Origin of the sequence: Paenibacillus faecis (assembly GCF_008084145.1) — a bacterium.
In the GTDB taxonomy this organism is placed as follows: domain Bacteria; phylum Bacillota; class Bacilli; order Paenibacillales; family Paenibacillaceae; genus Fontibacillus; species Fontibacillus faecis.
Map to the genome: position 1 here is coordinate 161653 of NZ_VSDO01000003.1, position 25803 is coordinate 187455.

The 25803-nt window shown below is 52.2% G+C and carries 26 protein-coding genes; 1 reads left to right on the top strand and 25 read right to left on the bottom strand.

Annotated features, from left to right (window positions below):
• Positions 1-243: 243 nt before the first annotated feature.
• From murA to FRY98_RS14380, 25 genes are all read right to left on the bottom strand, one after another.
• A complete protein-coding gene (murA, locus tag FRY98_RS14260) occupies positions 244-1584 on the bottom strand; it encodes a UDP-N-acetylglucosamine 1-carboxyvinyltransferase (protein ID WP_148452976.1) in 1341 nt (446 codons plus the stop codon).
• 252 nt (positions 1585-1836) lie between these two features.
• Positions 1837-2088 carry a DUF1146 family protein gene (locus FRY98_RS14265; RefSeq protein WP_148452978.1) on the bottom strand — a complete coding sequence of 84 codons (252 nt, stop codon included), beginning with the start codon at positions 2086-2088 and terminating at the stop codon, positions 1837-1839.
• A gap of 350 nt (positions 2089-2438) precedes the next feature.
• Positions 2439-2849 carry a F0F1 ATP synthase subunit epsilon gene (locus tag FRY98_RS14270; RefSeq protein WP_148452980.1) on the bottom strand — a complete coding sequence of 137 codons (411 nt, stop codon included), beginning with the start codon at positions 2847-2849 and terminating at the stop codon, positions 2439-2441.
• 60 nt (positions 2850-2909) lie between these two features.
• Positions 2910-4310 carry a F0F1 ATP synthase subunit beta gene (gene atpD / locus FRY98_RS14275; protein WP_148452982.1) on the bottom strand — a complete coding sequence of 467 codons (1401 nt, stop codon included), beginning with the start codon at positions 4308-4310 and terminating at the stop codon, positions 2910-2912.
• 209 nt (positions 4311-4519) lie between these two features.
• Positions 4520-5383, bottom strand: coding sequence for an ATP synthase F1 subunit gamma (gene atpG / locus FRY98_RS14280; RefSeq protein ID WP_148452984.1), 864 nt, complete (start codon positions 5381-5383; stop codon positions 4520-4522).
• 132 nt (positions 5384-5515) lie between these two features.
• On the bottom strand, positions 5516-7030 hold the full coding sequence (gene atpA, locus FRY98_RS14285) for a F0F1 ATP synthase subunit alpha (RefSeq protein WP_148452986.1): 1515 nt from the start codon (positions 7028-7030) through the stop codon (positions 5516-5518).
• A gap of 15 nt (positions 7031-7045) precedes the next feature.
• A complete protein-coding gene (locus FRY98_RS14290; RefSeq protein ID WP_148452988.1) occupies positions 7046-7594 on the bottom strand; it encodes a F0F1 ATP synthase subunit delta in 549 nt (182 codons plus the stop codon).
• Positions 7591-8079: a F0F1 ATP synthase subunit B gene (gene atpF / locus FRY98_RS14295; RefSeq protein WP_148452990.1), complete on the bottom strand. Its 489-nt coding sequence runs from the start codon at positions 8077-8079 to the stop codon at positions 7591-7593. Before atpF ends, FRY98_RS14290 begins: the two co-directional genes overlap by 4 nt.
• A gap of 110 nt (positions 8080-8189) precedes the next feature.
• Positions 8190-8414 carry a F0F1 ATP synthase subunit C gene (gene atpE, locus FRY98_RS14300; protein WP_148452992.1) on the bottom strand — a complete coding sequence of 75 codons (225 nt, stop codon included), beginning with the start codon at positions 8412-8414 and terminating at the stop codon, positions 8190-8192.
• A gap of 79 nt (positions 8415-8493) precedes the next feature.
• A complete protein-coding gene (gene atpB / locus FRY98_RS14305) occupies positions 8494-9312 on the bottom strand; it encodes a F0F1 ATP synthase subunit A (RefSeq protein WP_148452994.1) in 819 nt (272 codons plus the stop codon).
• A 32-nt stretch (positions 9313-9344) separates the two neighbouring features.
• Positions 9345-9725 (bottom strand): ATP synthase subunit I, encoded by a 381-nt coding sequence (locus FRY98_RS14310; protein WP_225039328.1) that lies wholly within the window; start codon positions 9723-9725, stop codon positions 9345-9347.
• The gene (locus FRY98_RS14315) at positions 9715-9957 is read right to left on the bottom strand and encodes an AtpZ/AtpI family protein (protein ID WP_148452996.1); all 243 of its coding nucleotides are present in this window, start codon (positions 9955-9957) and stop codon (positions 9715-9717) included. Before FRY98_RS14315 ends, FRY98_RS14310 begins: the two co-directional genes overlap by 11 nt.
• A 180-nt stretch (positions 9958-10137) precedes the next feature.
• A complete protein-coding gene (gene wecB, locus FRY98_RS14320) occupies positions 10138-11292 on the bottom strand; it encodes a non-hydrolyzing UDP-N-acetylglucosamine 2-epimerase (RefSeq protein ID WP_148452998.1) in 1155 nt (384 codons plus the stop codon).
• Positions 11293-11321: 29 nt separating this feature from the next.
• Complete coding sequence (gene upp / locus FRY98_RS14325; protein WP_148453000.1) at positions 11322-11951, bottom strand: uracil phosphoribosyltransferase; 630 nt, start codon at positions 11949-11951, stop codon at positions 11322-11324.
• Positions 11952-12231: 280 nt separating this feature from the next.
• Positions 12232-13113, bottom strand: a complete 882-nt coding sequence (locus tag FRY98_RS14330; RefSeq protein WP_148453002.1) for an ROK family protein — start codon at positions 13111-13113, stop codon at positions 12232-12234.
• Between the two features lie 135 nt (positions 13114-13248).
• Complete coding sequence (locus tag FRY98_RS14335; RefSeq protein WP_170287094.1) at positions 13249-14442, bottom strand: cysteine desulfurase family protein; 1194 nt, start codon at positions 14440-14442, stop codon at positions 13249-13251.
• A 15-nt stretch (positions 14443-14457) separates the two neighbouring features.
• The gene (locus tag FRY98_RS14340; protein WP_148453006.1) at positions 14458-15474 is read right to left on the bottom strand and encodes a hypothetical protein; all 1017 of its coding nucleotides are present in this window, start codon (positions 15472-15474) and stop codon (positions 14458-14460) included.
• Positions 15471-17264, bottom strand: coding sequence for an ABC transporter ATP-binding protein (locus tag FRY98_RS14345; RefSeq protein ID WP_170287095.1), 1794 nt, complete (start codon positions 17262-17264; stop codon positions 15471-15473). Before FRY98_RS14345 ends, FRY98_RS14340 begins: the two co-directional genes overlap by 4 nt.
• A 427-nt stretch (positions 17265-17691) precedes the next feature.
• Complete coding sequence (locus tag FRY98_RS14350) at positions 17692-18231, bottom strand: thioredoxin domain-containing protein (protein ID WP_148453010.1); 540 nt, start codon at positions 18229-18231, stop codon at positions 17692-17694.
• Positions 18232-18261: 30 nt separating this feature from the next.
• A complete protein-coding gene (locus FRY98_RS14355) occupies positions 18262-18774 on the bottom strand; it encodes a MauE/DoxX family redox-associated membrane protein (protein ID WP_170287096.1) in 513 nt (170 codons plus the stop codon).
• 377 nt (positions 18775-19151) lie between these two features.
• On the bottom strand, positions 19152-19787 hold the full coding sequence (locus tag FRY98_RS14360; protein ID WP_148453014.1) for an SGNH/GDSL hydrolase family protein: 636 nt from the start codon (positions 19785-19787) through the stop codon (positions 19152-19154).
• A 171-nt stretch (positions 19788-19958) separates the two neighbouring features.
• Complete coding sequence (locus FRY98_RS14365) at positions 19959-20978, bottom strand: ABC transporter substrate-binding protein (RefSeq protein WP_148453017.1); 1020 nt, start codon at positions 20976-20978, stop codon at positions 19959-19961.
• Between the two features lie 49 nt (positions 20979-21027).
• The gene (locus FRY98_RS14370; RefSeq protein ID WP_148453019.1) at positions 21028-22089 is read right to left on the bottom strand and encodes an ABC transporter ATP-binding protein; all 1062 of its coding nucleotides are present in this window, start codon (positions 22087-22089) and stop codon (positions 21028-21030) included.
• A 31-nt stretch (positions 22090-22120) separates the two neighbouring features.
• The gene (locus FRY98_RS14375; protein ID WP_148453021.1) at positions 22121-23776 is read right to left on the bottom strand and encodes an ABC transporter permease; all 1656 of its coding nucleotides are present in this window, start codon (positions 23774-23776) and stop codon (positions 22121-22123) included.
• Positions 23777-23826: 50 nt separating this feature from the next.
• The gene (locus tag FRY98_RS14380; protein ID WP_148453023.1) at positions 23827-24903 is read right to left on the bottom strand and encodes an ABC transporter substrate-binding protein; all 1077 of its coding nucleotides are present in this window, start codon (positions 24901-24903) and stop codon (positions 23827-23829) included.
• Between the two features lie 405 nt (positions 24904-25308).
• Here FRY98_RS14380 and FRY98_RS14385 point away from each other — a divergent pair, with 405 nt between their 5' ends.
• Positions 25309-25689, top strand: a complete 381-nt coding sequence (locus FRY98_RS14385; RefSeq protein WP_148453025.1) for a hypothetical protein — start codon at positions 25309-25311, stop codon at positions 25687-25689.
• Positions 25690-25803: the final 114 nt, after the last annotated feature.

Sequence of the window (25803 nt, forward strand, 5' to 3'; positions counted from 1 at the left end):
GTCATTAATCCCTTCGGGTTAATGCAACGCTAGCGGTCAACAAGGGTCTTATTTCCCTTGTGCTAACCCCGAAACAGGGTTTGGACCGCTTTTTCCCAAAAATAAGCACCCAAAAAGCCGCTATTCGGTTCCGATGAGCCAAAGGAGGGTTTCCTCTTGTTGTGCCCCATAGCAACATGACAAAAAACCACGCCTTCCGGCGTGGTCCGTGTTGTCTTACCTATAGAATTACGCTTGCCGATATCAAGCCCAGGTCGGCTGGACTTTGAACAGCGGCAGTTCCTCTTGTGCTGGAACCGTCGTTTTCTCGGCTACAGCCTCCTTGCCTTCCGTGATCCGCCAAATATCGGCGCCCAGTCCGGACAATTTCTCGGCCAGATGAACGTAGCCGCGGTCGATATGATGAGTCCCGGTCACTTCCGTCGTTCCGTCGGCCACCAGGCCCGCGATAATCAATGCGGCTCCGGCACGCAGATCGGTTGCGCAGACCTTGGCTCCGCTAAGCTTGGCTCCGCCGGTTACGATCGCGCTGCGTCCTTCCACCTTAATCTCCGCGTTCATGAGGCGGAACTGATCCACATGCATAAAGCGGTTCTCAAAAACCGTTTCGGTCACTACGCTGGTTCCTTCGGAAACCAGCAGCAGCGCCATCATCTGCGATTGCATATCCGTCGGAAAACCCGGATACGGCAATGTTTTGACGTCCACCGCCTTTAGAGGCTTATCCGCCATAACGCGCACGCCATTCTCCTGAATCTCCACGCGCACGCCCATTTCTTCGAGCTTCGAGATGATCGGACCCAAGTGATCGGCGATCGCTCCTTCCACGAACACATTACCGCCGGTTGCCGCTGCTGCGATCATGAAAGTTCCCGCTTCAATGCGGTCCGGGATCACGGTGTGCTCCACTCCATGAAGCTTCTCGACGCCTTCGATTCGAATCACGCCGGTGCCGGCTCCCCGGACGATAGCGCCCATGCCGTTCAAATAATTGGCCAGATCCACGATTTCCGGTTCTTTGGCCGCATTCTCAATCACTGTGGTGCCTTCGGCCAGCGTGGCCGCCATCATGATGTTCTCCGTCGCCCCGACGCTCGCCACGTCCAAATAAATTTTCGCCCCGCGGAGTCTGCCTTGGGATCTGGCTTCGATAAAGCCCTGCCCCAGGTTAATTTCCGCTCCCATCGCTTCAAAGCCTTTGAGGTGCTGGTCGATCGGTCTTGTACCGATGGCGCAGCCTCCCGGCAATGAGATTCGTGTGTATCCCGTTCTGGTCAGCAAAGGGCCCATGACGAGAAAAGACGCCCGCATTTTCCGTACCCATTCGTACGGCGCTTCACATGAAGCGATAGTTTGAGCATCGACCGTAATTACTTCACGGTCGTATGTAACGGTCGCTCCAAGCGATTCCAATACTTTATTTATGGTCATTACATCATCCAAAGGAGGGGCATCACGTATAATGCTTACGCCTTCCTCGCCCAGCAAGGATGCTGCAATGATTGGCAGCACTGAATTTTTAGCTCCGCTAACTTTAACGTTCCCGGCCAAAACATTGCCACCGCGGACGATAAATTTGCTCATCTTGGTTCCCTCCGCGCGTTCATTTTCACCATTTCCCCTAAATTTCATCATATCATCGGTCATTTGAGGCGCACAAGGCTCTAAACCTGTCGAAAAGACGAGAAATACCGAGGAAACGGCGCTGTCTTCAAGCCAGGATCGTCTAAACGTACTGTAGTCCTTATTCACCATTGTTGACACAATGTTTTGATGTTATTCGACAATCTTCCTCGTCCTTAATGTCTAACAGACATATAACCAAAGACTTAGGAATCAAAACATATAGCGCAGCATTTGAGTGTAACCCCAATACTCCAGCACGAAGGAAGCGACGAACCTTCCCAATACGACGGCAAGCAGCAACTGAAGCAGTTTGCCTTGCGGTCCCTTCGGATGCCGGATGAATAAATCGAGCTTGAGGTTTTGCAACGCCCACCAAGACAGGGCCACGCATGCCAGAGACACGAGTATGGCCGTCAAGCCATTCACCCCGACCGATACAGGGACGGACTCGACCGGATTCATAATGAACTCCCTCCTGTCACGTTATATTTATGCCGCAGAGATCTGATCGGTTAATATAACTCCCCTAATATATCGGATAAAGACAAATAAATTTATAGACCTATATATCATACTTGGCTGCGTGATAATAATCCAGCATTTCTTTCGTTTGCAAAGGCTTCCAAGTTCATCTATTCTTCCGAAAATTTAATTTTTGGAAACCTTGAGCTTCCTTATTCATAATATGGACATTCCATGGGGAGGTAATTCCTGAAAAGGCGCCATTTCTCCTGGTTTTATCCAAGTCCGGTTTCCAACGTAAAGATCCCACAAAAAAAGCCGGACACCCTCAGGTGCCCGACTCCCATTTGCTACTCTTTCGAGCGGCTCGAAACATTGATCCGCGTCGTCGCACGCTGCAGGGCCAACTCCGCCCGACGGCGGTCGATCACATCCTGCTTGGTGGCGGACAACCGGCGTTCCGCACGTTCCCTCGCCGCAATGGCACGTTCCACGTCGATCTCTTCCGGCAACTCCGCGCTCTCCGCCAAAACAATCGCTTTATCGCCCTGGACCTCAACAAAGCCTCCGTGCACCGCGATGTTCTTCGTTTTCCCTCCGGCTTTCACGACAATGGGAGCTACCTGCAAAGGGGTAACAAAAGGAATATGCCCCGGCAAAATACCGAGTTCCCCCTCCAATCCGCGGACCGTCAGACTCTCGACCTGTTCGGAGAAGACCACATGCTCCGGTGTGACGATTTCCAATAAAAAGGTGCTCACTTTTCATCCCTCCTGTTCGCGGGATGTTCATTTCTGAAGCATCCGCCCTAACGGTGCGACTTACAGCGTCTTCGCCTTCTCAACGGCTTCTTCAATCGTACCCACGAAGAGGAAGGCCGCTTCCGGAAGGTCGTCGTGCTTGCCGTCCAAAATCTCCTTGAAGCTGCGTACGGTTTCGGCGATCGGCACGTACTTCCCTTTTAGGCCAGTGAACTGTTCAGCAACGTTAAACGGCTGCGAGAGGAAGCGTTCGACCTTCCGGGCACGGGCTACAAGCAGCTTGTCGTCCTCGGACAATTCGTCCATACCCAGGATGGCGATAATATCTTGCAGCTCTTTATAACGAGCCAAAAGTTGCTTGACGCCTTGCGCTACATTGTAATGTTCTTCGCCGACGATTTCCGGTGTCAGAATCCGGGAGCTGGACGCCAGCGGATCCACGGCAGGGAAAATCCCTTTCTCGGAAATTTTACGCTCCAGGTTGGTCGTTGCATCCAAGTGCGCAAATGTCGTAGCAGGAGCCGGGTCCGTATAGTCATCCGCAGGCACGTAAATGGCCTGGATGGAGGTAACCGAACCTTTTTTCGTGGAAGTGATCCGCTCTTGAAGCTGACCCATTTCCGTTGCCAGCGTAGGCTGATAACCTACGGCCGAAGGCATCCGTCCGAGCAAAGCGGAAACTTCGGAACCCGCTTGCGTGAAACGGAAGATGTTATCGATAAAGAGCAGCACGTCGCGGCCCTCTTGATCCCGGAAGTACTCGGCCATCGTCAAGCCCGTCAAGGCTACACGCAGACGCGCGCCCGGCGGTTCGTTCATCTGCCCGAAGACCATCGCTGTCTTGGCGATAACGCCCGATTCCGTCATTTCCATATAAAGGTCATTACCTTCGCGGGTACGTTCCCCTACGCCGGCAAATACCGAAATACCGCCATGTTCATGAGCGATGTTACGGATCAATTCCTGAATCGTTACGGTTTTGCCTACACCCGCACCGCCGAACAAACCGATTTTACCGCCCTTGGCATAGGGAGCCAGCAGGTCGATAACCTTAATCCCGGTTTCCAGGATTTCGGCTTGCGTCGACAGATCCTCGAATTTCGGCGGCTCGCGGTGGATCGGATTACGCAGAGCCCCGTCGATCTGACCTTTGTTGTCGATGGTTTCCCCAAGCACGTTGAAAACCCGGCTTAAGGTTACTTCCCCAACGGGAACGGAGATCGGCGAACCCAAATCTTCGGCTTCCGTACCGCGCACCAAACCGTCCGTCGACGACATCGCGATACAACGGACCAGGTTGTCGCCCAGATGGTTGGACGCTTCCAGCATCAGATCGCCCTTCCCATCCTCCGCGTTTTGCTTCACAATTCTGATGGCGTTAAAGATTTCCGGCAGTTGACCGCGGTCAAACTCGATATCAACAACCGGACCCATTACGCTAACAACGCGTCCTTTGTTCATTTTTTTCGTTCCCTCCTAAAAGTTTTGCGGGGCACATGAAAAAGTTCACAACAAAACTACTCGGAAGATTATCCTGAGCTTTGCCCATCCGCAAACTGTATTCAAACCGTATTAGGCCGTGAAAGATTCCTGAAGCAGGGCTTTCTCCCAACGAAAAAAGCTTGCCTTCAAGGAATCCCCCGGCTTATTGCTGCCCGAACCTGGCTTAATTAGCCTTGCGCGTTCGCGCCTGCCACAATTTCCGTGATCTCCTGGGTAATGGCCGCTTGACGCGCACGGTTATAAGTCAGAGTAAGTTCATTGATCATCTTCGTGGCGTTCTTCGTCGCACTGCCCATCGCTGTCATTTTCGCACCGAGCTCACTCGCTTTACCTTCCAGAAGGGCGCTGAAAATTAGCGTTTCCGCATATTTCGGCAGCAGCACTTCCAGAACCGCTTCCGGTGACGGTTCATATTCCACCTCGGCCTTCACGTCGTGGTTCTGCTCCACCTTGTCGAACGGAAGCAGACGATCCACCGTCGGCCGTTGGGTAATCGCGTTGATGAAGCGGCTGTAACAGAGGTACACCTCGTCATACTGCTCAAGTTCAAAACCCTGCACCGCCGCGAAAGCCAGCGATTTAATGTCGGCGAACTTAGGCGTGTCGGACAGGTCCGTAACCGATTCAACCACAGGAAGTCCCCGGCGGATAAAATAGTCGCGGCCTTTCCGTCCCATCACAAACAAACCGTACTCTTCGGTAGAGGCATGTTTGCGCTTGATTTCATCCATTACCATACGGAGCAGGTTCGCGTTGTAACCGCCAACCAATCCGCCGTCGGACGTAATCACGATGTATGCCGTACGCTTAATTTCCCGCGAAACGAGCATCGGGTGAGAGACGCCGTCCGAGCCGGACGCGATGCTGGTCACCACTTCCTTCAGCTTCTCGACGTAAGGGCGTGAAGCCTGTGCCTTTTCCTGCGCCTTTCTCAGCTTGGCCGAAGCCACCATCTCCATCGCCTTCGTGATTTGACGGGTATTCTGAATGCTCTTGATCTGGCGTTTTATTTCGCGAATCCCTTTTGCCATGATTTCACCACCTTAAAACTTTGGCGGAGCCAAAGTTACTTCGTAAGCATCATCTCAAGTTTTGGCAGAGCCAAAACATAGTCACAAACCGGCGTTCCGGCAAAAAGCCAGGGCCGGTTTATGCGCTATTTATTATACGGAAGCCGCAAAGCCCCTTTTGAACTTCTCGATAACTTCCTTCAATTTCGCTTCATTATCGGCCGTCAGATCTTTCGTATCGCGGATCGACTGCAGCACTTCGTCATGCTGGTTCTTCACGAACGACAGGAATTCCGCTTCGAAGCGGCGCACATCGCCGAGCGCGATGTCATCCAGATAACCTTTGACTGCCGTATAAAGGCTGATAACCTGCTCCTCTACCGGCAGCGGTTGGTTGACGCCTTGCTTCAGAATTTCCATCATCCGGGAACCGCGGGTCAGACGCGCTTGCGTCGATTTGTCGAGGTCGGAACCGAATTGGGAGAACGCCTGAAGCTCACGGTATTGGGCAAGGTCGAGACGGAGCGTACCCGCTACCTTCTTCATCGCCTTGATTTGGGCGGAGCCCCCTACCCGGGATACGGAAATACCGACGTTGACCGCCGGACGCTGACCGGAATAGAACAGGTCGGACTCCAGGAAGATTTGACCGTCCGTAATGGAGATTACGTTGGTCGGAATATAGGCGGATACGTCGGACGCTTGCGTTTCGATAAACGGAAGCGCGGTGATCGAACCGCCGCCGAGTTCATCGCTCAGCTTTGCCGCACGCTCCAAGAGACGGGAGTGCAGATAGAACACGTCACCCGGGTAAGCTTCGCGACCCGGAGGACGACGGAGCAGCAAGGACAACTCGCGGTAAGCCGCGGCTTGCTTGGACAAGTCATCATAAATAATCAGAACGTGCTCGCCTTTGTACATAAAGTACTCGGCCATGGCTACCCCGGCATAAGGCGCGATATACAGGAGCGGGGACGGTTCCGAAGCGGAAGCCGTAACGACGATCGTGTAATCGAGCGCACCATGGCGGCGGAGCGTTTCCACCACGTTGACAACGGTGGACTGCTTTTGCCCGATGGCGACATAAATACATTTTACGCCGTTGCCCTTTTGGTTGATGATCGTATCAAGGGCAATTGCCGTTTTACCGGTTTGACGGTCCCCGATGATAAGTTCCCGTTGGCCGCGGCCGATCGGAACCATCGAGTCGATCGCCTTGATCCCGGTTTGCATCGGCTCATGTACCGATTTCCGTTCAATAACGCCAGGGGCGTTATTTTCAACGGGACGGAATTCTGTGGTCGCAATCGGACCTTTACCGTCGACCGGTTGACCGAGCGGGTTAACAACGCGGCCCAGCAGAGCTTCGCCCACCGGAACCTGCATAATTTGCCCCGTACGTTTCACTTGATTGCCTTCACGAATTTCGCTATACGGTCCCAGGATAACGACACCGACATTGCTTTCTTCCAGGTTCAACGCAAGGCCAAACACGCCATTCTCAAACTCAAGCAGTTCGTTAGCCATGGCGTTCTCAAGTCCGTGGACACGGGCGATACCGTCGCCTACTTGAATAACGGTGCCAACCTCGGCCACTTCAATTTCCGATTTATATTGTTCAATCTGACTCTTAATCAGTGAACTGATCTCTTCAGGTCTGATACTCAAGTGTTTCACCCCTATCTACAGTGCTTGTCTTCGAAAAGACTTCTCAAGCCGTTCCAGCTTGCCGGCCAAACTTCCATCGTACAGCGTGTCGCCGATTCTGACCTTCATGCCGCCCAACAGATCTTTATCAATCACGTTATCGATGCGGATCTTTTTGTTCACAAGCTGGCCGAATTCGGCCTCTACCTGCCGCTTCTCTTCTTCGTTCAAAGGATACGTGGTATAAACCGTAGCGTTAGCCATACCCAAAGCCTCGCCGGAAATTTGAATGTACCCTTCCAACAGCTCGGGAAGCAGTTCGGTTCTTCCGCGCTCCACCAATAGCTTCATTAAAGATACCACCGGTTTGGACAATTTGCCTTCGATCGCCCGGGAAATCAGTTCCCACTTGGTCTCCGACGAAATATTGGGAGAAGCGATAAATCTCTCAACTTCATCGCCGGCTTTAAAAGAGGACGCCAGCGCTTTCAGCTCGTTCTCTACTTCCAGCGTGCGGCCTTCCTGCGCGGCGATCTCATACAGCGCCTTGGCGTAACGTTTGGCGGCTACGATCCCGCGGCTCATGAGCGGCCACCGACCTCTTTAAGATACTGGTCAACCAGCTCGCCCTGCACCTTCTCCTCGCTGACTTCCTTCTCGATCAGCTTGGATGCGATCTTGACGGACACGGCGCCCACTTCGCTGCGAAGCTGCTCGACCGCTCTGTTCTTCTCGCTTTGGATATCGCGTACCGCTTCGTCCTTCAAGCGTTCCGCTTCTTCCTTCGCCTGCTGCAGCAGTTGTGCGGCCTGCTTGCTGCTCGTTTGCTTCGACTGTTCGATAATCTCATAAGCTTCTTTACGCGCTTCCTGAAGAGCCGATTTCTGCTCTTCCACGTAGGCTGCCGCCTGTTCACGGGTTTGTGCGGCTTCGTTAAGCTGCTGCTGCACCAATTCCCGGCGTTTCTCCATCACGGAGAAGAGCGGACCGAAAGCGTATTTATTCAGCAAAAAGTATAAAATCCCGATCGCGATCAGCGCGATGACGGTGTTTTCCCATACGAAACTCAATCAAAGTCACTCCTTTCCGAAGCCCATCCGTTATGTCTTCCCGCCCATGCGGGCTAAAAAGAAGGCGCGGACGGCTGTGGCCTTCCCCGCCAGTTCTTTTTTAGATTCAATTAAGCCTTACCAAAGAACATGAATGCCAAGACCACACCGATGATCGGAAGTACCTCGATCAAACCTACGCCGATAAACATAGTCGTTTGCAGAGTGGATTTCGCTTCTGGCTGACGAGCCATGCCTTCCACCGTTTTGCTGATAACCATACCGTTACCCAATGCAGCGCCGAACGCGCCCAAACCTGCTACGATAGCTGCTGCCAATAATGCCATTGCTCCCATTTTGTATATCCTCCTTAGAATTAAAAATCAAATTTTATGTTCAATCAGGGTGAAGATGGCTTCACACCTTAAGTTGAAACTAATGCTCGTCATGAGTTTCAAGATTCTGCGAGATGTATACCATCATCAAGATTACGAAGACGAAGGCCTGAATCGCGCCGACGAAAATACTGAAACCATCCCATACCATCAGCAGCGGCACCGAGAAGATAGCTCCCATAGCGCTCGCTTTCGCCAAGGTCATAATGGTGGAGATCAACACCTCTCCGGCGAAAATATTCGCGAAGAGACGGACACCGTGCGTGACCAGCTTGGATAGTTGTTCAATCAGGTTTATCGGTAGGAATAACGGGTAAGGCTGGACGTAGTGCTTCAAATAATTCTTCGTGTTCTTAAACAGACCCAAACCGTGGGAAAGCAAAAACACGAGCAAAGCCAATCCCATCGTCACGCTGACATCGGCAGTCGGCGATTTCCACCAGGCCACCTCGGCGTGAGCTTCCTCGCCCGGATGTTTCTCATGCTGCTCATGCAAAACTTCCGTAACGGAGATAATCTCTTTCCCGAAAATTTTGGCTTTATCAGCGTCAGTATACTCGGTGACAACCCCAAACAGAAGGCCGAGCATGTTCGCGACGAAGATGAACATAATCATCGTCATGGCGAGGGAAAGAAACGGCTTGCCTTTCTTCCAGTCCATGGTGCTTGAGATCATGTTCCGGACAAATTCCGCCGCCCATTCCAGGAAATTTTGGAGTTTGCCTGGATTCTCCACCGACAGATTCCGGGTAGCCAGCTTGGCGACGATAAAAACGATCGCGCAGGTAACCACCAGCATAATGACGATGGACAGATCGAGGCGAAAACCGCCCAGATCAATAATCGGAGCTTCATGCATGTTTTCTCACCCCCATTCTAAGGTTGAATGTCCTACTCTGGCTTACGGGAAAAACGGATACCTATTAACAATAGATAGAATTGTGCAAAGACCAGGCCTCCGGCAACCGCATACATATTTAAAAATTGAGGGTTTTTGATCGCGGCAAAAACCGCTAGAACCGCCAGAGCCACCCGAGTCAGAAAACCTAAATTCAGTCGTTTGGAGCCGCCGTTTAAGGCCGCTTCCGACACCTGCCGTACTTTTCGGCCCAGGTAAACCGCGTTGATCGAGCTCACGGCCGAGCCAAGCGCGATTCCGAGAAAAATGCTTTGATATTTCGGCAGCAGAGCGCCTCCGAGAAAACAGAGCATCAGGAAAACCAGGGTTCCGACTGTCAAAGCACGTTGGTATTTCGACAGTTCATCCATCATTTCCCCCCATGACCGACTTGATCAGAGCGATAATCCCCATGATTCCCGCAGCCAGACCGACAAGAACGCCCAGACCGATGCCGAGACCGTTTTCAAACCATTGTCGATCCATCCAGGAACCGAGGTAATATCCTCCCACAGCGCATACCGCAAGGTTTGCCCCCAGCGCCGTCACCAAGGCGACAGCCTTCCAGGGGCCGCCGTTATTGTCAGGTTTTGTCGGATCATCCATTCCATCACCCTAATAATCCCAATTTATTTTACTAATTGTGAAGACTTCTTGTCAATTGAGGTTTTTTAGTGATTTAAAGTTGCGAAATGTTAAATTCGACCTTGCATTCCTGATGCAGCAGCATACACCGTACAGTAATACTGTATACTTTTTTGTGCCTGGGAGCAAAACCTATTTTGCTTACTTTGTGAATTTTCTGTGAAATTGCTCCGGACGATCGCTTAAAATTCCAAAATGGTGACGAATCGCATTGACAATTCGTTCCGATGCTTTTCCATCACCGTACGGGTTCGCAGCCCGACTCATAGATTCATATAGCTCGCGATCGGTGAGCAACGCCTTTGTCCGCTCATATACCATCTCCTCATCCGTGCCGACCAGTTCCAGTGTACCCGCTTCGATCCCTTCGGGACGTTCCGTCGTATCGCGGAGCACAAGGACAGGAACGCCAAAAGACGGCGCTTCTTCCTGCAAACCGCCGGAGTCCGTCAAAATAAGGTGGGTTTTTGGATAAAAATTATGCAAATCCACCACATCCAGCGGCTCGATGAGTTTAATACGAGGATGGTTGCCCAAAGTTTCATATGCCGGCTCTTTCACCGCAGGGCTGGGATGTACAGGGTAAACGATGGCGATATCTTCAAATTCGTCCGCGATTCTTTTTACGGCCCGGAAAATATTCCGATGCGGTTCGCCCTGCGACTCCCGCCGATGAGCGGTCATCAGAATAAGCCGCTTCCCTGCGGCCCACTCCAGCACGGAGTTGTTATAGCTTGGCTGTACAGTATATTGAAACACATCCGTTACTGTATTGCCTGTGATATATATGCTTGACTCCGGTTTATTTTCCTTCCTTAAATTCCCAGCCGACCAGTCCGTTGGCGCAAAATGCAGGTCCGCCAAAACTCCGGTCAATTGCCGGTTCATCTCTTCCGGATAAGGAGAGAGCTTGTTCCAGGTACGCAGTCCGGCCTCCACATGCCCGATTTTGATCTGCTGGAGGAAGGCCGCGTAGCTGGCCAAAAAGGTCGTCAGCGTATCCCCGTGCACGAGCACGATATCCGGTTTCGCTTCACGCAGAACCTTCTCGAGCCCCTCCAGTACGCGCAGCGTAATTTCGTTCAGACTTTGGTTCGGCTTCATCACGTCAAGATCATAATCCGGAACGATGCGAAACACGTCCAGCACCTGATCAAGCATCTCCCGGTGCTGCGCCGTGACGCAAACCACCGATTCGATATCCTCGGGGTGTTTTTGCAGCTCCAGGATAAGCGGAGCCATCTTGATCGCCTCCGGCCTTACGCCGAAGACCGTCATCACTTTGATTTTAGACATAGCGGTTCCCTTCCTTAAAAGAGCTTCTCTTATTTCGTTCCGTACAACCGGTCGCCGGCATCGCCCAGACCCGGAATGATGTAACCATGCTCATCCAACCGCTCGTCCAGCGCGGCCACATAGATGTCCACATCCGGGTGAGCGTCCTGTACCGCTTTGACGCCTTCCGGCGCGGCGATCAGGTTCATCATTTTAATTTGCGTACAACCGCGCTTCTTCAGCGCCTCAATCGCCGCAATGGCCGAACCGCCCGTAGCCAGCATAGGATCGATGACGATCAGCTCGCGTTCCTGCACGTCGGTAGGAAGCTTCACGTAATATTCGACAGGCTGCAGCGTTTGCGGATCGCGGAACAGCCCGACATGGCCCACTTTAGCGGCGGGAAGCAGCTTCAAAACGCCGTCAAGCATCCCCAGTCCCGCACGTAAAATAGGAATGAGTCCCAGCATCCGGCCCGAAATGACACGCGATTCGGCTTCGGCCACCGGCGTCTGCACTTTGATCGATTCGAGCGGAATTTCTCTCGTAATTTCATAGGCCATCAGTGTGGCCACTTCATCCACCAATTCACGAAAATCCTTTGTGTTCGTCCGCATATCGCGGATAAATGTCAGCTTGTGTTGAATCAAGGGGTGATCGCATATCACCAGTTTTGCCATGGTTTGTCCCTCCGGTTTTATTGCTAAGTCTTCACTTGCGGTCACGTTCTCATTCTCGAATGTTCCACAAATCTCGTTTATTATATCACTGTCTTTTTACGAATGCCATGAACCGGATTTACCTAACGCTTACGCTTTCCCGTCCCGGTTCCATCACATCGTTACTATACTGCATCACGCCAAAAAAAGAGGAACAAAAAAGGCCCCGCCAGACCGTAATCCCGTCCAACGAAGCCTTCCGCTAAGGCATGCGGCGGCCGTCCGGCCTACACCACCGGGGTCAGCCCCGCAAAGCCGCCTCCGCCAAAGCCAAGGCGCCCGCGAGCCCGGCGTTATCGCCCAGCCCCGGAGGCACGATATATCCGCCGATATGTTCCCGCAAGCTCGGGTGCTGAATGTACCCGTTCAGCTGGGTCTGGAGCTTATCGGCAATCAGCGGGAAGAGCTGACTCTGCTTCATCACTCCGCCGCCCATTATAATTTTCTGCGGGGAAAGAATCAAAATGTAGTTCATCAAGGCTTGCGCCAGGTAATAGGCTTCCATTTCCCAAGCCGGATGTTCCGGCGGCAGATCGGCCCCGTTACTCACGCCCCACCGCTTCACGATCGCCGGCCCGGAAGCCAGGCCCTCCAGGCAGTCCCCATGATAGGGACAAATGCCTTCGTAGGTGTCATCCGGGTGGCGCCGCAATAGGATATGTCCCATCTCCGGGTGGGACAGGCCGTGAATCAGCCCCCCGCCCAGGGCGGCTCCGGCCCCGATGCCGGTTCCGACTGTGATGTACAGGCAGTTGTCCAGCCCCCGGGCCGCCCCCCAGCGCAATTCTCCTAACGCCGCCCCGTTGACGTCCGTGTCGAAGCCGACCTTGCAGCCTTTTGCCGCCTGCATGGTTCCCACGATATTATAGTGGCTCCAGTGCGGCTTTGGAGTCGTCGTAATGTGACCATAGGTCGGGCTTCCCGGAATCGGATCGATCGGGCCGAATGAGCCGATGCCGATCGCTTCTACCGGCTTGTCCCGAAAATAATCGAGCACCTGTCCCATCGTCTCTTCCGGCGTCGTGGTCGGAAAACTGACGCGCTCCAGAATGGTACCGTCCTCATGACCGATCCCGCATACGAATTTGGTTCCTCCGGCTTCAACAGCCCCAAGTAGTTTCAATGTTATGCCAACCTCCCGTAATTTACCCGAAAGTCAGATATGACTAACGTTTAACACATCGGTATTTGCTTGAGATTATACCATGATATCGAGGGGATTGGCAGCATCTTGATTCGTACGGCAATTAGGTATTCATCACTTGTGTGCAAGCTGCTTCTTCAGCAGATCGAATTTATTTTTCACCTTTAACTCACCAACGGTTTGTTCAATGGAAGCAACCAAATATTCGACATCCGCGAGTTTCACGTCCTCATGAAAACTGAGTCTGATGCTGCTGGAAGAAATCGCTTCATCCTGCGTCATGGCCATCAGTACGCGGCTTTGCTTGGCTTTTGACGAGCAGGCGGACTGCGAGGAGACCATGATGCCGCGCTTGCCCAGCATACTGATCATCATCGCTGAAGTCACACCTTTTTTCGGATACGAAAAATTGATGATATGCGGCGAGGAATCCGGAGGCTCCGGGCTGTTTATCACCAGCTCAGGTATCGCCGCCAGCCCGGAATACGCCGATTTATGCAGCAAAGTTAAGTACGCCGCCTTTTCCTCGCGTTCCTCCAAGGCCGTCGCGATGGCTTCGGTGAGTCCCAACACCGCAGGAACGTTAGTCGTTCCCGGTCTCACGCCCTGTTCCTGCTCCCCGCCGTACATGAGCGGCTCGAGCTCGATATATTCTTTGGCCACAAGCAGCCCGATGCCTTTCGGCCCCCCGATTTTATGGCCCGACAGGGTATAGAGGTCGATAGGTTCAAGTTCCACCGGTATTTTGCCAAACCCCTGTACACCATCTACGTGAAATAAAACGTCCGGCATCGATCGGAGTACCTCCGCGATTTCCCCGATGGGCTGTACGGCCCCTGTTTCATTGTTCACATGCATCACGCTCACAAGAACGGTGTTGGCTTGGAGCGCGTCCTTCACGGAAGTCGGATCAACAGTCCCGTTGCGATTGACGGGAAGAAACGACACCTCCGCCCCTTGTTCAACCAGCTGCTTACCGCATTGATAAACGGATGAATGCTCAATCTCCGACATAATAAGATGGGGAGTTCTCCCCGTCTTCTTCATCCAGGCGCGAATAACGCCCAAAATCGCGAGGTTATTGCTCTCCGTGGCCCCGGACGTAAAAATAATTTCCGCAGGTTGGACTTGAAGCAGCCGGGCTATCTTCTCTCTAGACTCCTCCACCCGAAGACGAGCCTTAAATCCCATATCATGCACGGATGACGGGTTGGCGTAACAATGCCGGGCGGAATCCAGCATGGTCTGAAACACTCGGGGGTGCAGAGGCGTGGAAGCGCAATAGTCCAAATATAAAGGATTCATCATCATATCCCTCCTGCATCATTTCTTAAGATACCCTGAAGCTGCCCCTCCGCGTGTTCCAGCCAGTTCAACCAATTCACGCGAGGTATAGACCGTTCTTTTATGGCATATCCGCTGATGTTCATCGGCAACCAGGACGAAAGGAAAGGTTCGGATGAGAAAGTCGCTCTCCATTTGCTCCGGAGAAAGAGCTAGGATGGGCCACTTCCGCTGGAGAAATTCGTCCAGCTCCTGATGGTCTTCATCGTTCCCCGTAGAAAACAGAAGAAAGCGGACGGAGGGCTGTTGTATTTCCTGAAGCTCAGCCACCAGTTCCAAGCATCGGACACAGTGCATCGAAATAAACAGCAGCACTTTCATACCCTGGATGGAGTGCATACTCAATACTCTGCCGCTCCGGTCCACGTATTCTCTATTGGGAATGAAACTGCCGAGCGCCGGACCTTGGTCACGAATCACGCTCCTTGCTCCCTCCAGAGCTTTCCCCTCATGCGATAGAGAGTCCGGAAACATACTCACAGGCAGTCCCTGATCACGTCCGGGCCAACCCGGAGAGGACGCCTCCAAGTGATCCCCCAACTGCCCGGGATCGGCCAACTCGTCGACTCTCTCAATGCGTCCCTCTGCGCCTACTGTTACAATAGTGGGGACACGCTGAATTCCAAACACCGATACGACCCTGGATGACCTGAAAATAGGAAATTCATACGATATATCCTCCAAATCGGCGTTTGAGTAAGGCTCGGGATCCCCCTTTATAACCAGACAGTGGTTAGTTCGGGGGGAATGCTCCAGGAGCTTTAACACTTCAATACACGAGGCGCAGCTATCGCTTAAAAAAATGAGCTTCGTGACCCGGCCGGGAAACGTCTCCGACCTCACTTTCCTTCCCATCTGGTCCCTTCCTTTAAATAAAGGAAGATAATCGCCGACATTCCCGCCCCGGGGGATCCCACCCTCCGTGAGCGCCGTATTCTGCGCCTTGCCTCTAGAGGAAACAAACAGCGTTTTTAATGAATCCAGCGTTTTTCTCATGCGATCACTCCGTTCATGTCATACCATTGGGACTGGGCCTCATACATGCGCGCATACTCCCCTTGGCGCTGAAGCAGTTGCACATGCGTTCCCTGTTCTACCAGGCGTCCGTCTTTCAGCACCAGAATCAGATCCGCATGGCGGCAGCTTCCGAGCCGATGGGAGATCATGATACTCGTTTTCCCTTCCACCAATTCCGAAAATCGTTCAAACAAAGCGGCCTCGGCAATAGGGTCTAATGCGGAAGTGGGCTCGTCGTATATAACCAGCTCGGCATCCGTATTAAAAAAGGAACGGCTTAGCGCCACCTTTTGCCATTGTCCTTGGGACAACTCTTTGCCTCCTTCATATTCGTAGCCCAGAAGCGTGTCATATCCATACGGAAGCGAGCGGGAAATCGAATCCACTCCCGTCTTGACCGCCGCCATCTCCAACCGGCCCTGGTCCTCCAGCGCTGAAATCCGGCCGAATCCGATATTTTCTTTCAATGTTAATTGGTACTGCATAAAGTCTTGAAAAACGGCACTGAGCGGCTTGTATTCCTCATCCATGGAAATCTCCTTGCCGTTCCAAAGCACTCTTCCATATTGAGGGTTATATAGGCCAAGCAGGCATTTGGCCAACGTACTCTTTCCGGCTCCATTGTGTCCGACAATAGCCACACGCTGTCCGGGCTTGACGTGAAACCCGACATCCGCCAAAGCCGGCGTCCGCTGATTGGGATAGGTGAAGCTCAACCCCTCTACCACAAGGCCCTTTTGTACCGCTTCACGAGGTTCGGTCGATAGCTCCGGTAAATCCGTGCGATCCTTCGGTTTCTTCTCCGACAGATGCATAAATTGGATCAGTTCGCTGGTAAACAAAGCGTTTTCGTAAATGCCCGATAGATTGGCGGCGATCAGCATCACACTGTCCTTGGCTGTCGTCACGGTCTGGATCATGGCCACAAAAACCCCGATCGTTAGACCGCCCGTATCGCTCATTAGAAGGACGATCACGGTGGAAAGCGCCGTAAACGCATAGGAGAAAAACTCGGAGAAACCGCCGAGCCATTGCCCCGACTTTTCTAAAGCAGCCTTTTCCCTGGCATTTTTCCAATACAACTTTCCCCATTGGTCGATGATGTAAGGATACAACTTGAACAGCTTCATTTCTTTGGCGGACTCCCTGCCGGTCATCAAGCCCATGAAATAATGGACTTTGCGGCTCGAAGGCGTTTGGGCGATCATCTGTTTGTATCTTTTTTGACCCAGCTTCATATTGATTAAGAAGGAAGGGATAATCAGACACAGTACGCCTGCGGACAGCATCCCATGAAACCCGGCCAGAACCACAAGCAGTGAAGTTAACGTAATGAGGCTTTGCAGGACCAGAAAAAAATGATCCAACACGGATAGCCCGCGATAAGCCAGTCCTTGAGTGACTCTCTGCAGGCGGTCGTAATATTCGGACTGCTCGAAGTAAATATAATCCAGCCTGGAGCATTTTTCCGCGATCTCCCGGTCCAATCGAAACTGCGCTTTTTGCTTGATGACCAGAAGAAGCATATGGGAAAGCGACCTTAAGCCCAGAGCGGTCAGAAAAAACAAGGCCTGCCAACCGATCGTCGTCAGCGCGGGCAGCAGCATTTCCTTATTCCCTTGAAACAAAAGAGAAGCTTGCTCCACCAGCCGCTTGGTCAGGTAAATTTGAACCGCCGGCTGCAAAGCCTCCACAATACGAATGACCATCATCACGGCCAATCGGACAGGGGCCGACCTCCATATAAACGGAACGATCTCAATCAGCAATCCTCGAAGGACTCCCTTATGGTTCACTTCGGCTACACTCTTTCTTCTTAGGTTTGCATCTGGGCGTTGGCCCGAATCATATTGATGAATTATCACTTTAACCAATACACTACCTGCATTTGGTCCATCACTCCATAATAAATGAAAGGTCTGCTGTCTATATCGGACAGCAGACATCTTCATTTTGTTGCTTAGTTAACACCCGCACTTACAAACGGAGCAGCCGCTAGAATAGTATTGACACGATTGTTGCTTAGTAGTTCCATTGCAAGGATATTCAAGCTGTTGACAATACGTATACAAATAAGATCCGGAGCACATAATTTTTCACCTCCTTTCAAAGAGGTTTTTTATAGGTAAGGCTGGAATCGCCTTAGCTAACTCAGTTCAAGGAACCGACATTTCATCGATCCACCGGCCCTTCCCCTTACGCCGAAACTCGCTCTTCCCCATGCGAGACCAGCGCTTGCAGATGGCCTTCGTTATTTATAATTCCTTTCGCTCGGATCAAGCCATCCGGGGACACATAGTATCCAAACGGAACGAAGGGAGTTTGCAGATCCTTGAAATTTTCCACATGAATAATCGGAACCTGGAGTTCATACTCCTTAATGACGGCGTTTACCTCGTCCTCCGGACCGGACATCATGAACAGATACTGATACACCGGCATTTTCTTCTGTACATCGTTAATGACCGAGTACAGCTTTTTGCAGGCCAAGCATTGGGAAGAAGTCAAAAATATAAGTGTGCCGAGCTTGCCATGGTCCTTAAGGGGCACGGCTCTTCCGTCCATGGGGATGCGGCCCCCAATCGGAAACTCTGCCCCTTCCGGCAAACCCTCTTGTTGTTCATAGAGCATACTTCTGGCTGTGATGGCGCTCTTTAAAATGACAATCACGACGTAAGAAATCAGAATCACAATGACCCACAAGAGCAAATACGAGATTTCATACATGTTCGGCATAACATGTCACTCCTTTAGTCGGTTGTTGTGCTATTCCTGGTAGAGCTGATGGTACTGTCGCAGCGTTAAACCCAGCGCATAAATCACCAAGATCCCTACGGAGGAGAGCACCGCCAGCGCTATTTCCCCAAAAGAAGCCGAGGCCCATGCGGACGAGAGCGGCGCAACAAGAAGATAAACGCTCAAGAGGAAGAGGACAAAATGTCTGGTATATAGCGCCATGCTGAACTTTTCCGAAATAAGCCCCCCAAACCACTGGTAGATCACCATTCTGCCTTTGGCTCTCCATGCCCCCCAAGCAAAGGAACAGAGCAGAAGCAGAGCAAGCGCCGCACCAAATCGCAATGTCATAGGAAACCACAACAACACGCAAACGGCCAACTCGGCCAAGGGAATGGCGGCTCCAGCTCTTTTCGCCCATAAAGGAAAGATTCTCAGTTGCCTTAGCGTGTCTCTGAAGGATGACAATTTACTTAGTTTGGACGCTGATGACACACCAAATAAAACGCTTACAAATACCTGGACCAAGGAAATCGACTCCATCTTTAATCTCATCTCCTGTTTTCGTATTAACCCATGCATTCATACAAAACGAGAAATCGCGCAATCGTTTGCATTTTTGAGAATAAAAAACGTGTCATCATGAAAACCCTGAGTATGTCCATTTAACGGTGAGGTGCAGAAAAGTAGGAAGAAGCATAGCTGCCAAATAAAAGCATTAATGCAAGCGTTTGCTCAATTGGCTGAAGTAGACCCTTTGGAGAAAAACATTAAGTGGAGTATTACTGGGATGTTATTTGTTACCATTTGACTTAATTATATCCTTCTCCTTCTCGCTGTCAACTACTTATCCGCAAAAAAAACCAACCAGTTCAACTGGTCGGCCTTCCTTCCATTTTATTCGACACATTTCTCCACACTTACCGCAAAGGCATGTAGCCAAGCCGGTCCAGTTCCCGGGCAATGACGCGGTAGCCCCTCGCGTTCGGGTGAACCCCATCCAAAAAGAGCAAGTTCCTTTCGTTGCCTTCGAACGCCGAGTAAATGTCGGCCACACGATAATTCGGCCCGCCCAGGGAATAGAGAAACGAGTTGTACTGACGCGCATACCTTCCCGCTTCCCTGTTCGGAAAGGGGTTGTACACGCCTACCATCCGAATGATGAACGGCCTGGGCTGCCCGTATTTTATCCGGTACAGGTCGTGGACAATTTGCCTCACATTCTCCTTCGTCCGGCCCAGCGCTTGCGGGATGCGGGAAGCGTCTAGCCGGGATCCGCCGCGGACGGCTCCGGCATAAGGCCGCAGATCGTTCGCGCCGATCGATACGGTGATGATATCGGCCCGCCGGATCGCCGCCCGGAAGCGCGGGTCCCCCTGAATCTTGGCAAGCAGCCTCTGTGAGGTCAATCCGTTAATCCCTAAATTCTCATAGTTTACCGAGGTACGGAGACGTCTTTCGGCCATGCGCCGATAGACGGGGGCAAATCCGCCGCTAAGCCAAGCTCCCGCCCCCGTCGTCAATGAATCCCCGATCGCCGTATAATGGTAGCCCACCTGCAAAACCTCCTCCGTCCTGCCTCTCCCGAATGCGGGTTAACCGGACCATCCACGGTGGACGATTCCGGTTCCCGCCGCATGATATCTTATGCAATAAGGGAAGGACAGGACAGGGGGATTCGCATATTCCGTACCAAAAAAACGATAAAGCCTAATGTTCAACGCTTACTATTCATCTCCCAAACCCAACACTCGAGTGGTCCACTTTTGGATCAGGCGTTCGCGGTTCCTGCCGGCCCATTCAAGGTCGTATGGAATGGCGTTCAGCTTCTCCAAAGGGATGGCTTCTTCGGGAGGAACAGCGTCCGGATTGGTCAACTGCTGATAGTTCCCGACCTGCTTGCCCAGATCCTGAGCCTGCTTGCTCAACGCCCAGTCGACGAACTCCCGGGCCTCTTTCTGGTTCGGCCCGCCTTTGATGACGCCGACCGCTCCGATTTCATATCCGGTTCCTTCATTAGGGAAGCTAATGATGAGATCCTGGAACCCTTCCTTGTAGTATTTGAGTGCATCATGTGCGAACATGACAGCCGTTCCCGAATCCCCCATGCCCACCGTTCGACCGGGAACGCTACCGGATGTAGTGTAAACGATGCTTTGCCGATGAAGCCGCCGCAAGTAATCGAACGCCTCATCCTCGCCAAACAACTGCACTAATGTAGCCATCGTCGTGTAGGCCGTTCCCGATGAACGGGGATCCGCCATCGAAATCATCCCCCGGTACTCCGGCTTCAGCAAGTCGCTCCACGAGTGAGGAGCTTGCAGCCCCACCTCCTGCAGCCAGGTTTTGTTGGACACAAAGGCGATGGAACCGATGTAAATGCCTGTCCAATACCCGTCAGGGTCCCGATACTCCGGAGGGATCGACTCGGCCTGTTTAGAGTTGTACGGCTCCAGCAAGCCCTCTGTCTTCGCCTGAATAAAGGTATCCGCCGGCCCGCCATACCATATACTGGCTTTCGGCGCATTCCGCTCCGCGCGGATTCGCGCCAGAATTTCCCCGCTCGACATACGCACATAATTCACTTTAATGCCTGTCTGTTTTTGGAAGGTTTCGATCGCCTTTATAGCATGATCCTCATACAAACCGGCGTATACCGTTAACGTTCCTTGTCTTTCCTTGCCGCAGGCCGACAATAATGTGAACAGAAGGGACAGCAGAAGTATGCCTAACGTTATTCGTTTCATGCCGCCCGTCCCCCTTTTCTTGATGTCGTCCCGAGTTCACTGTGTTGGGTTAAATCACATGAAGCGCATCTTCGGCAAACTGCACGGAAACGGAGGCTCCGACCGCATGGACCTTTTCCTGAATCGGATTGTGCTCGGTTATTTGGAACAGCTGGCCTCCAAACTGTACTTCGTATTCCTGCGTTTGTCCCATAAACACGCTTTTTTGCACGATACCCTTACGCTCCGACCCGTTTCCCAACGATACGGCTTCCGGTCGGATCACGACGGTCACACGGTCCCCCGTCTTAAAACCGTCCCGGTGAACCCGCAATAATCCAGCGGCCGTATCCACCAGCAGCCTGCCTTCCTCCGTCCCTTTGACCGTACCCTCCATAAAATTGGCGGTCCCGATAAAGTCCGCCACGAACTGTGTTTTGGGGCGCTGATAAATCTCCATCGGCGTACCCATTTGCTCGATTCTCCCTTTATTCATAACGATAACCTTATCGCTCATGCTCATCGCTTCGCTTTGATCATGCGTGACATAAACCGCCGTAATGCCGATCTGCTGTTGAATCCGCCGAATTTCATCCCGCATGACCAGGCGCAGCTTGGCATCCAGGTTAGACAGCGGTTCGTCGAACAACAGTACGCCGGGCTCCATCACGAGCGCTCGGGCCAAGGCCACCCGCTGCTGCTGCCCGCCCGACAATTGATTGGGCATCCGATCCCGATAATCCCGCAGATTCATTATATCCAATACGGATTCAACTTTCGAGATGATATCGGGTTTGGACATTTTTTTAATCTTAAGCCCGTACGAGATGTTGTCGAAGACGTTCAAATGAGGAAACAGGGCATAGGATTGAAACACCATCGTACAGTCTCTTCGGTTCGGGGGAATCTGGTCCACCGCTTCATTTCCGAAGTAAATATGCCCCTCGGTGATGTCCTCAAATCCGGCGATCATGCGAAGTGTCGTCGTTTTTCCGCAGCCCGACGGGCCGAGAAGGGTAACGAACTCCCCCTCCCCGATGTTGAGATCCACCCCTTTTACCGCGTACGATCGTTCCCCTTTATCGTTCAAGAAAGCCTTCGATATATTTTGGAGCGTTACAGATTTAGCCATGAACAATACCTCCTTCAAGAATGGACGCCCTTTAAGCGGAGCGTTCTTTACCGCCCATCCATTTCACCAGCAAGTTGATTAACGCCAACGCCACGATCATGATGAGAATCAGGATGGTACAGTAAGCGCTGGCCACACCGATCCGCCCCGCCTCGACCTGTGCCAGAATCGATGCGGTAATCAGGTTATATTTGGCCGAAATGAGGAAAATGACGGCGCTCATCGCGGTCATGCTTTTAACAAAGCTGTTGACGAGACCGCTGAAAAAGGCGGACTTGATCAACGGGAGTACTACGCTGGTGAACACTTTGCTCCCCCCGGCCCCCAGGTTCGTCGCGGCCTCTTCGATGCTCGGGTCGATCTGCTGCAAGGCGGCGACACCCGAGCGAATGCCCACCGGCATCGAGCGTACGACAAACGCAGCCACGATAATCAGTCCCGTTCCGGTTAAAGCGAGCGGCGCTTTATTGAAGGCCAGAATGTAGCCGATCCCGATCACCGTTCCCGGTACGGCAATCGACAGCATGCTGATGACTTCGAGCGCTCTTTTGCCCATGAATCTTTTACGGACGATCAGGAACGCAATAATCATTCCCAAAAGTCCCGCGATCGGCGTGGCGACGATGGCCAGCGTCAGCGTATCTTTTACCGCCTTCTGCCCGATGGAGAAAACGTATTTGTAATGATCCAGGGTAAGGCTGTTATTGATCCCCCACAGTTTGATAAACGAACCGACGGGGACGAGTGTGTAAAAGGCGATAACGGCGAGTGACATAATCATACAAAAAACGAATAACCCGTGTTTGATCGCCCCGGACTCGATCATCCTGCGCTGTCCGGTCGGCTTGCCCGTTACCGTGACATAGCTCTTCTTGCCGACCCAGAAGTTTTGCAGGATATACACGATGATCGTCACGGTCAGCAAAATCATGGCCAGCGCCGCGCCCGCCTGCAAATTATAGCTCCCTACCGCCTGCAAATAGATTTCTCTGGCCACCGTAGAGTAATTTCCTCCGATCGTCATGGGGTTGCCGAAATCCGCAAGAGACTGAACAAATACAAGCAAGAATGCATTGGCGATCCCCGGAACGGATAGCGGCAACGTCACGCTGAGAAACGTTTTTAAGCGGCTGGCCCCCATATTTTGACTCGCCTCTTCCAAGGAAGGACTAATCGAGCGAAGCAAGCCCGACAGCGTCAGAAACGCGATGGGAAAAAACGATAGCGTCTGCACGAGGACCAACCCATGCAGCCCGTAAATGTTGGCGTTTTCGAGGCCAAGCAAATTTTTGGTCACCAATCCTTGTTTTCCGAACAACAGCATCGCGGACAACGCGATGACAAACGGCGGTGAAATCACCGGCAAGATAGCGATGCCGTTAAACAACTTTTTAAAGGGTACCTTTACATAAGCAAACGTATAGGCGAACACATAGGCAATGGCCGTGGACAGCGTGGCCGTTAGGACGGCCAGCACCAGCGAATTAACCAGGGCCTGGAACAATCCTCCTCCGGAGAGGACACGCAGGTAACCCTCCAGACCAACCTCGCCGGACGAACCGACGAAGCTGGATTTAAAGATTTGGAATAATGGATATACGATAAAAACGAGTAAGCAGAGCATGACCAACACGATAAGAATCGGCAGGAGCGGCTCGCGCTTGAATCTCTTGAACATGGCGCTCATTCAAGCTCTCTCCTCTCTAGATAACAACTTTGGAGGTAGTCCCCAGTTATTTATTTTTTGACCTCGGCGCTCCATTTGTCGATCAGGCGTTGACGTTCTTTACCGGCTTCAACTACGTCGTAATCAACCATACGAATATCGGACAAATTCAAAGCCTGTTCCGGTCCTACGGCATCCGGATTCGTCAAGTTTTGGAAGCTTCCCACCGTCTTGCCAAGTTCCTGAGCGGCCGGTGACAAGGCCCAATCGACAAATTTCTGGGCGAGCTCTTCGTTTTTGGTGTTTTTGATGATGCCGATCGATCCCGTCTCGTATCCCGTACCGTCCTCAGGAACCGTCAGCACAAGGCTGTCGAAGCCTTCTTCCTGGTATTTAATGATGTCGTGCGCGAACAAAATGCCTACGCCGGCTTCTCCCATGCCGACCATTCGGCCCGGTGCGGAGCCGCTAGTCGTATACTGCTGGACTTGGGGGTGCAGTTTTTTAAGGTAACCGAAGCCGCCCTCCTCGCTCCCCATCACCTTCAGGACGGAATACATCGCCGTATAAGCCGTACCGGAGGACGCCGGGTCCGCCATGACGATTTCGCCTTTAAAGGCCGGATTCAGAAGGTCCTCCCACCGCCGCGGAGCCTCCACGCCTTTCTTCGCCAGAAACTCCTTATTGGACGCAAAGCCGACCGCTCCGACATATACGCCCGTCCAATAGCCGTCCGGGTCTTTGTACTTGGCGTCTATCTTTTCGGCGACAGGCGACTGGTAAGGCTGCAGCAATCCCTCGTTTGCCGCTTGGACGAACGTGTCGGCCGGCCCCCCATACCAGACATCCGCCTGCGGGTTGTCTTTCTCGGCCCGAATCTTAGCGAGAATTTCCCCGGCCGACATCCGAATCATACTCGCCTCGATCCCGGTGTCTTCCGTAAATTTTTTGATGGCGGCTACCGCGTGATCTTCCTGAAAGCCGACATAAACCGTCAATTTGCCTTGCGGCTTGTCCGCAGCCCCGGCATTTTGCCCCGCCTTATCCCCCGCGGTGCCGGAGTTTCCCCCGGATGACCCGCAACCTGTAAAGAGCAGCGCCGCCACCGCTAATACGGCTACCGAACTCATCCATCTCTTTTTACTCATCTTGAAATCCCCCTTTATCATTTATGACTTAATTATATTGGTTGCGCTTACAAAACTGTGAGTCCAAGTCTCTGCCACTTCTTGCGGCAAAAAAACGGGCAGACCAAAAAGCCCGGCCCCGCCTTCTTGTGGAAACCCCAATGTATCGGCCCAGCAGGAAGGGATAGAACCAGTTCGTGTGAAAATTCATATAAAACTAATGAATTAGGACGAACGAAGGGACTAGACACCGGCTGCGCCAGCTCTCTATGCCTCCAATTTCCTCCATTAACCGAAAAGGGAAATAAGCCGATTCGTCTGAACCCATCAAGACCGTCCGTTTCCGATGAAGACGAATACCTGATTTACAAAGATACACAAAAAGCGCTTCAATTTCGTTATCCCAAGGATTGGACGGTCGAGGAATTGAAAGAGGAAAACGTACTGCTGATTATGGCTCCCGATGTGGAAGCCAATTGGCAGACGAATGTTTTGATTGAAATCCGGGAACAAACAGAAGCAGCACTTCCGCTGGAAGAGGAGCTGGATGCGCTGCTGATCGACTTTCCCGATTATAAAGAGGGTTTTACATTCAAGAGCAGGGATGTCATTACTACAACAACGGGTTTAACAGCAGGGGTGCTTACGTACGAGCATGATCCCGAAATCGGGTTGTTTGAGAAGGAATATGTGATCCATGGAATAGACAATAAAATGCTGTATGCTACCGATTCGACCGTCATCGCATTGCGGGAGAAGTACGCATCCCCGGTCAACCGGATTCTGGACTCGATAGACAAGCTTTAGGATGGATTTTCTTTCGTAAAGAAAGAACGGGCTGGTCCCACCGTCGAAGTCTACACTATTAACGGGAAAACTTCCCGTTAATATACCGCTCTTGGCTCTTCGCTCCGATTTAGC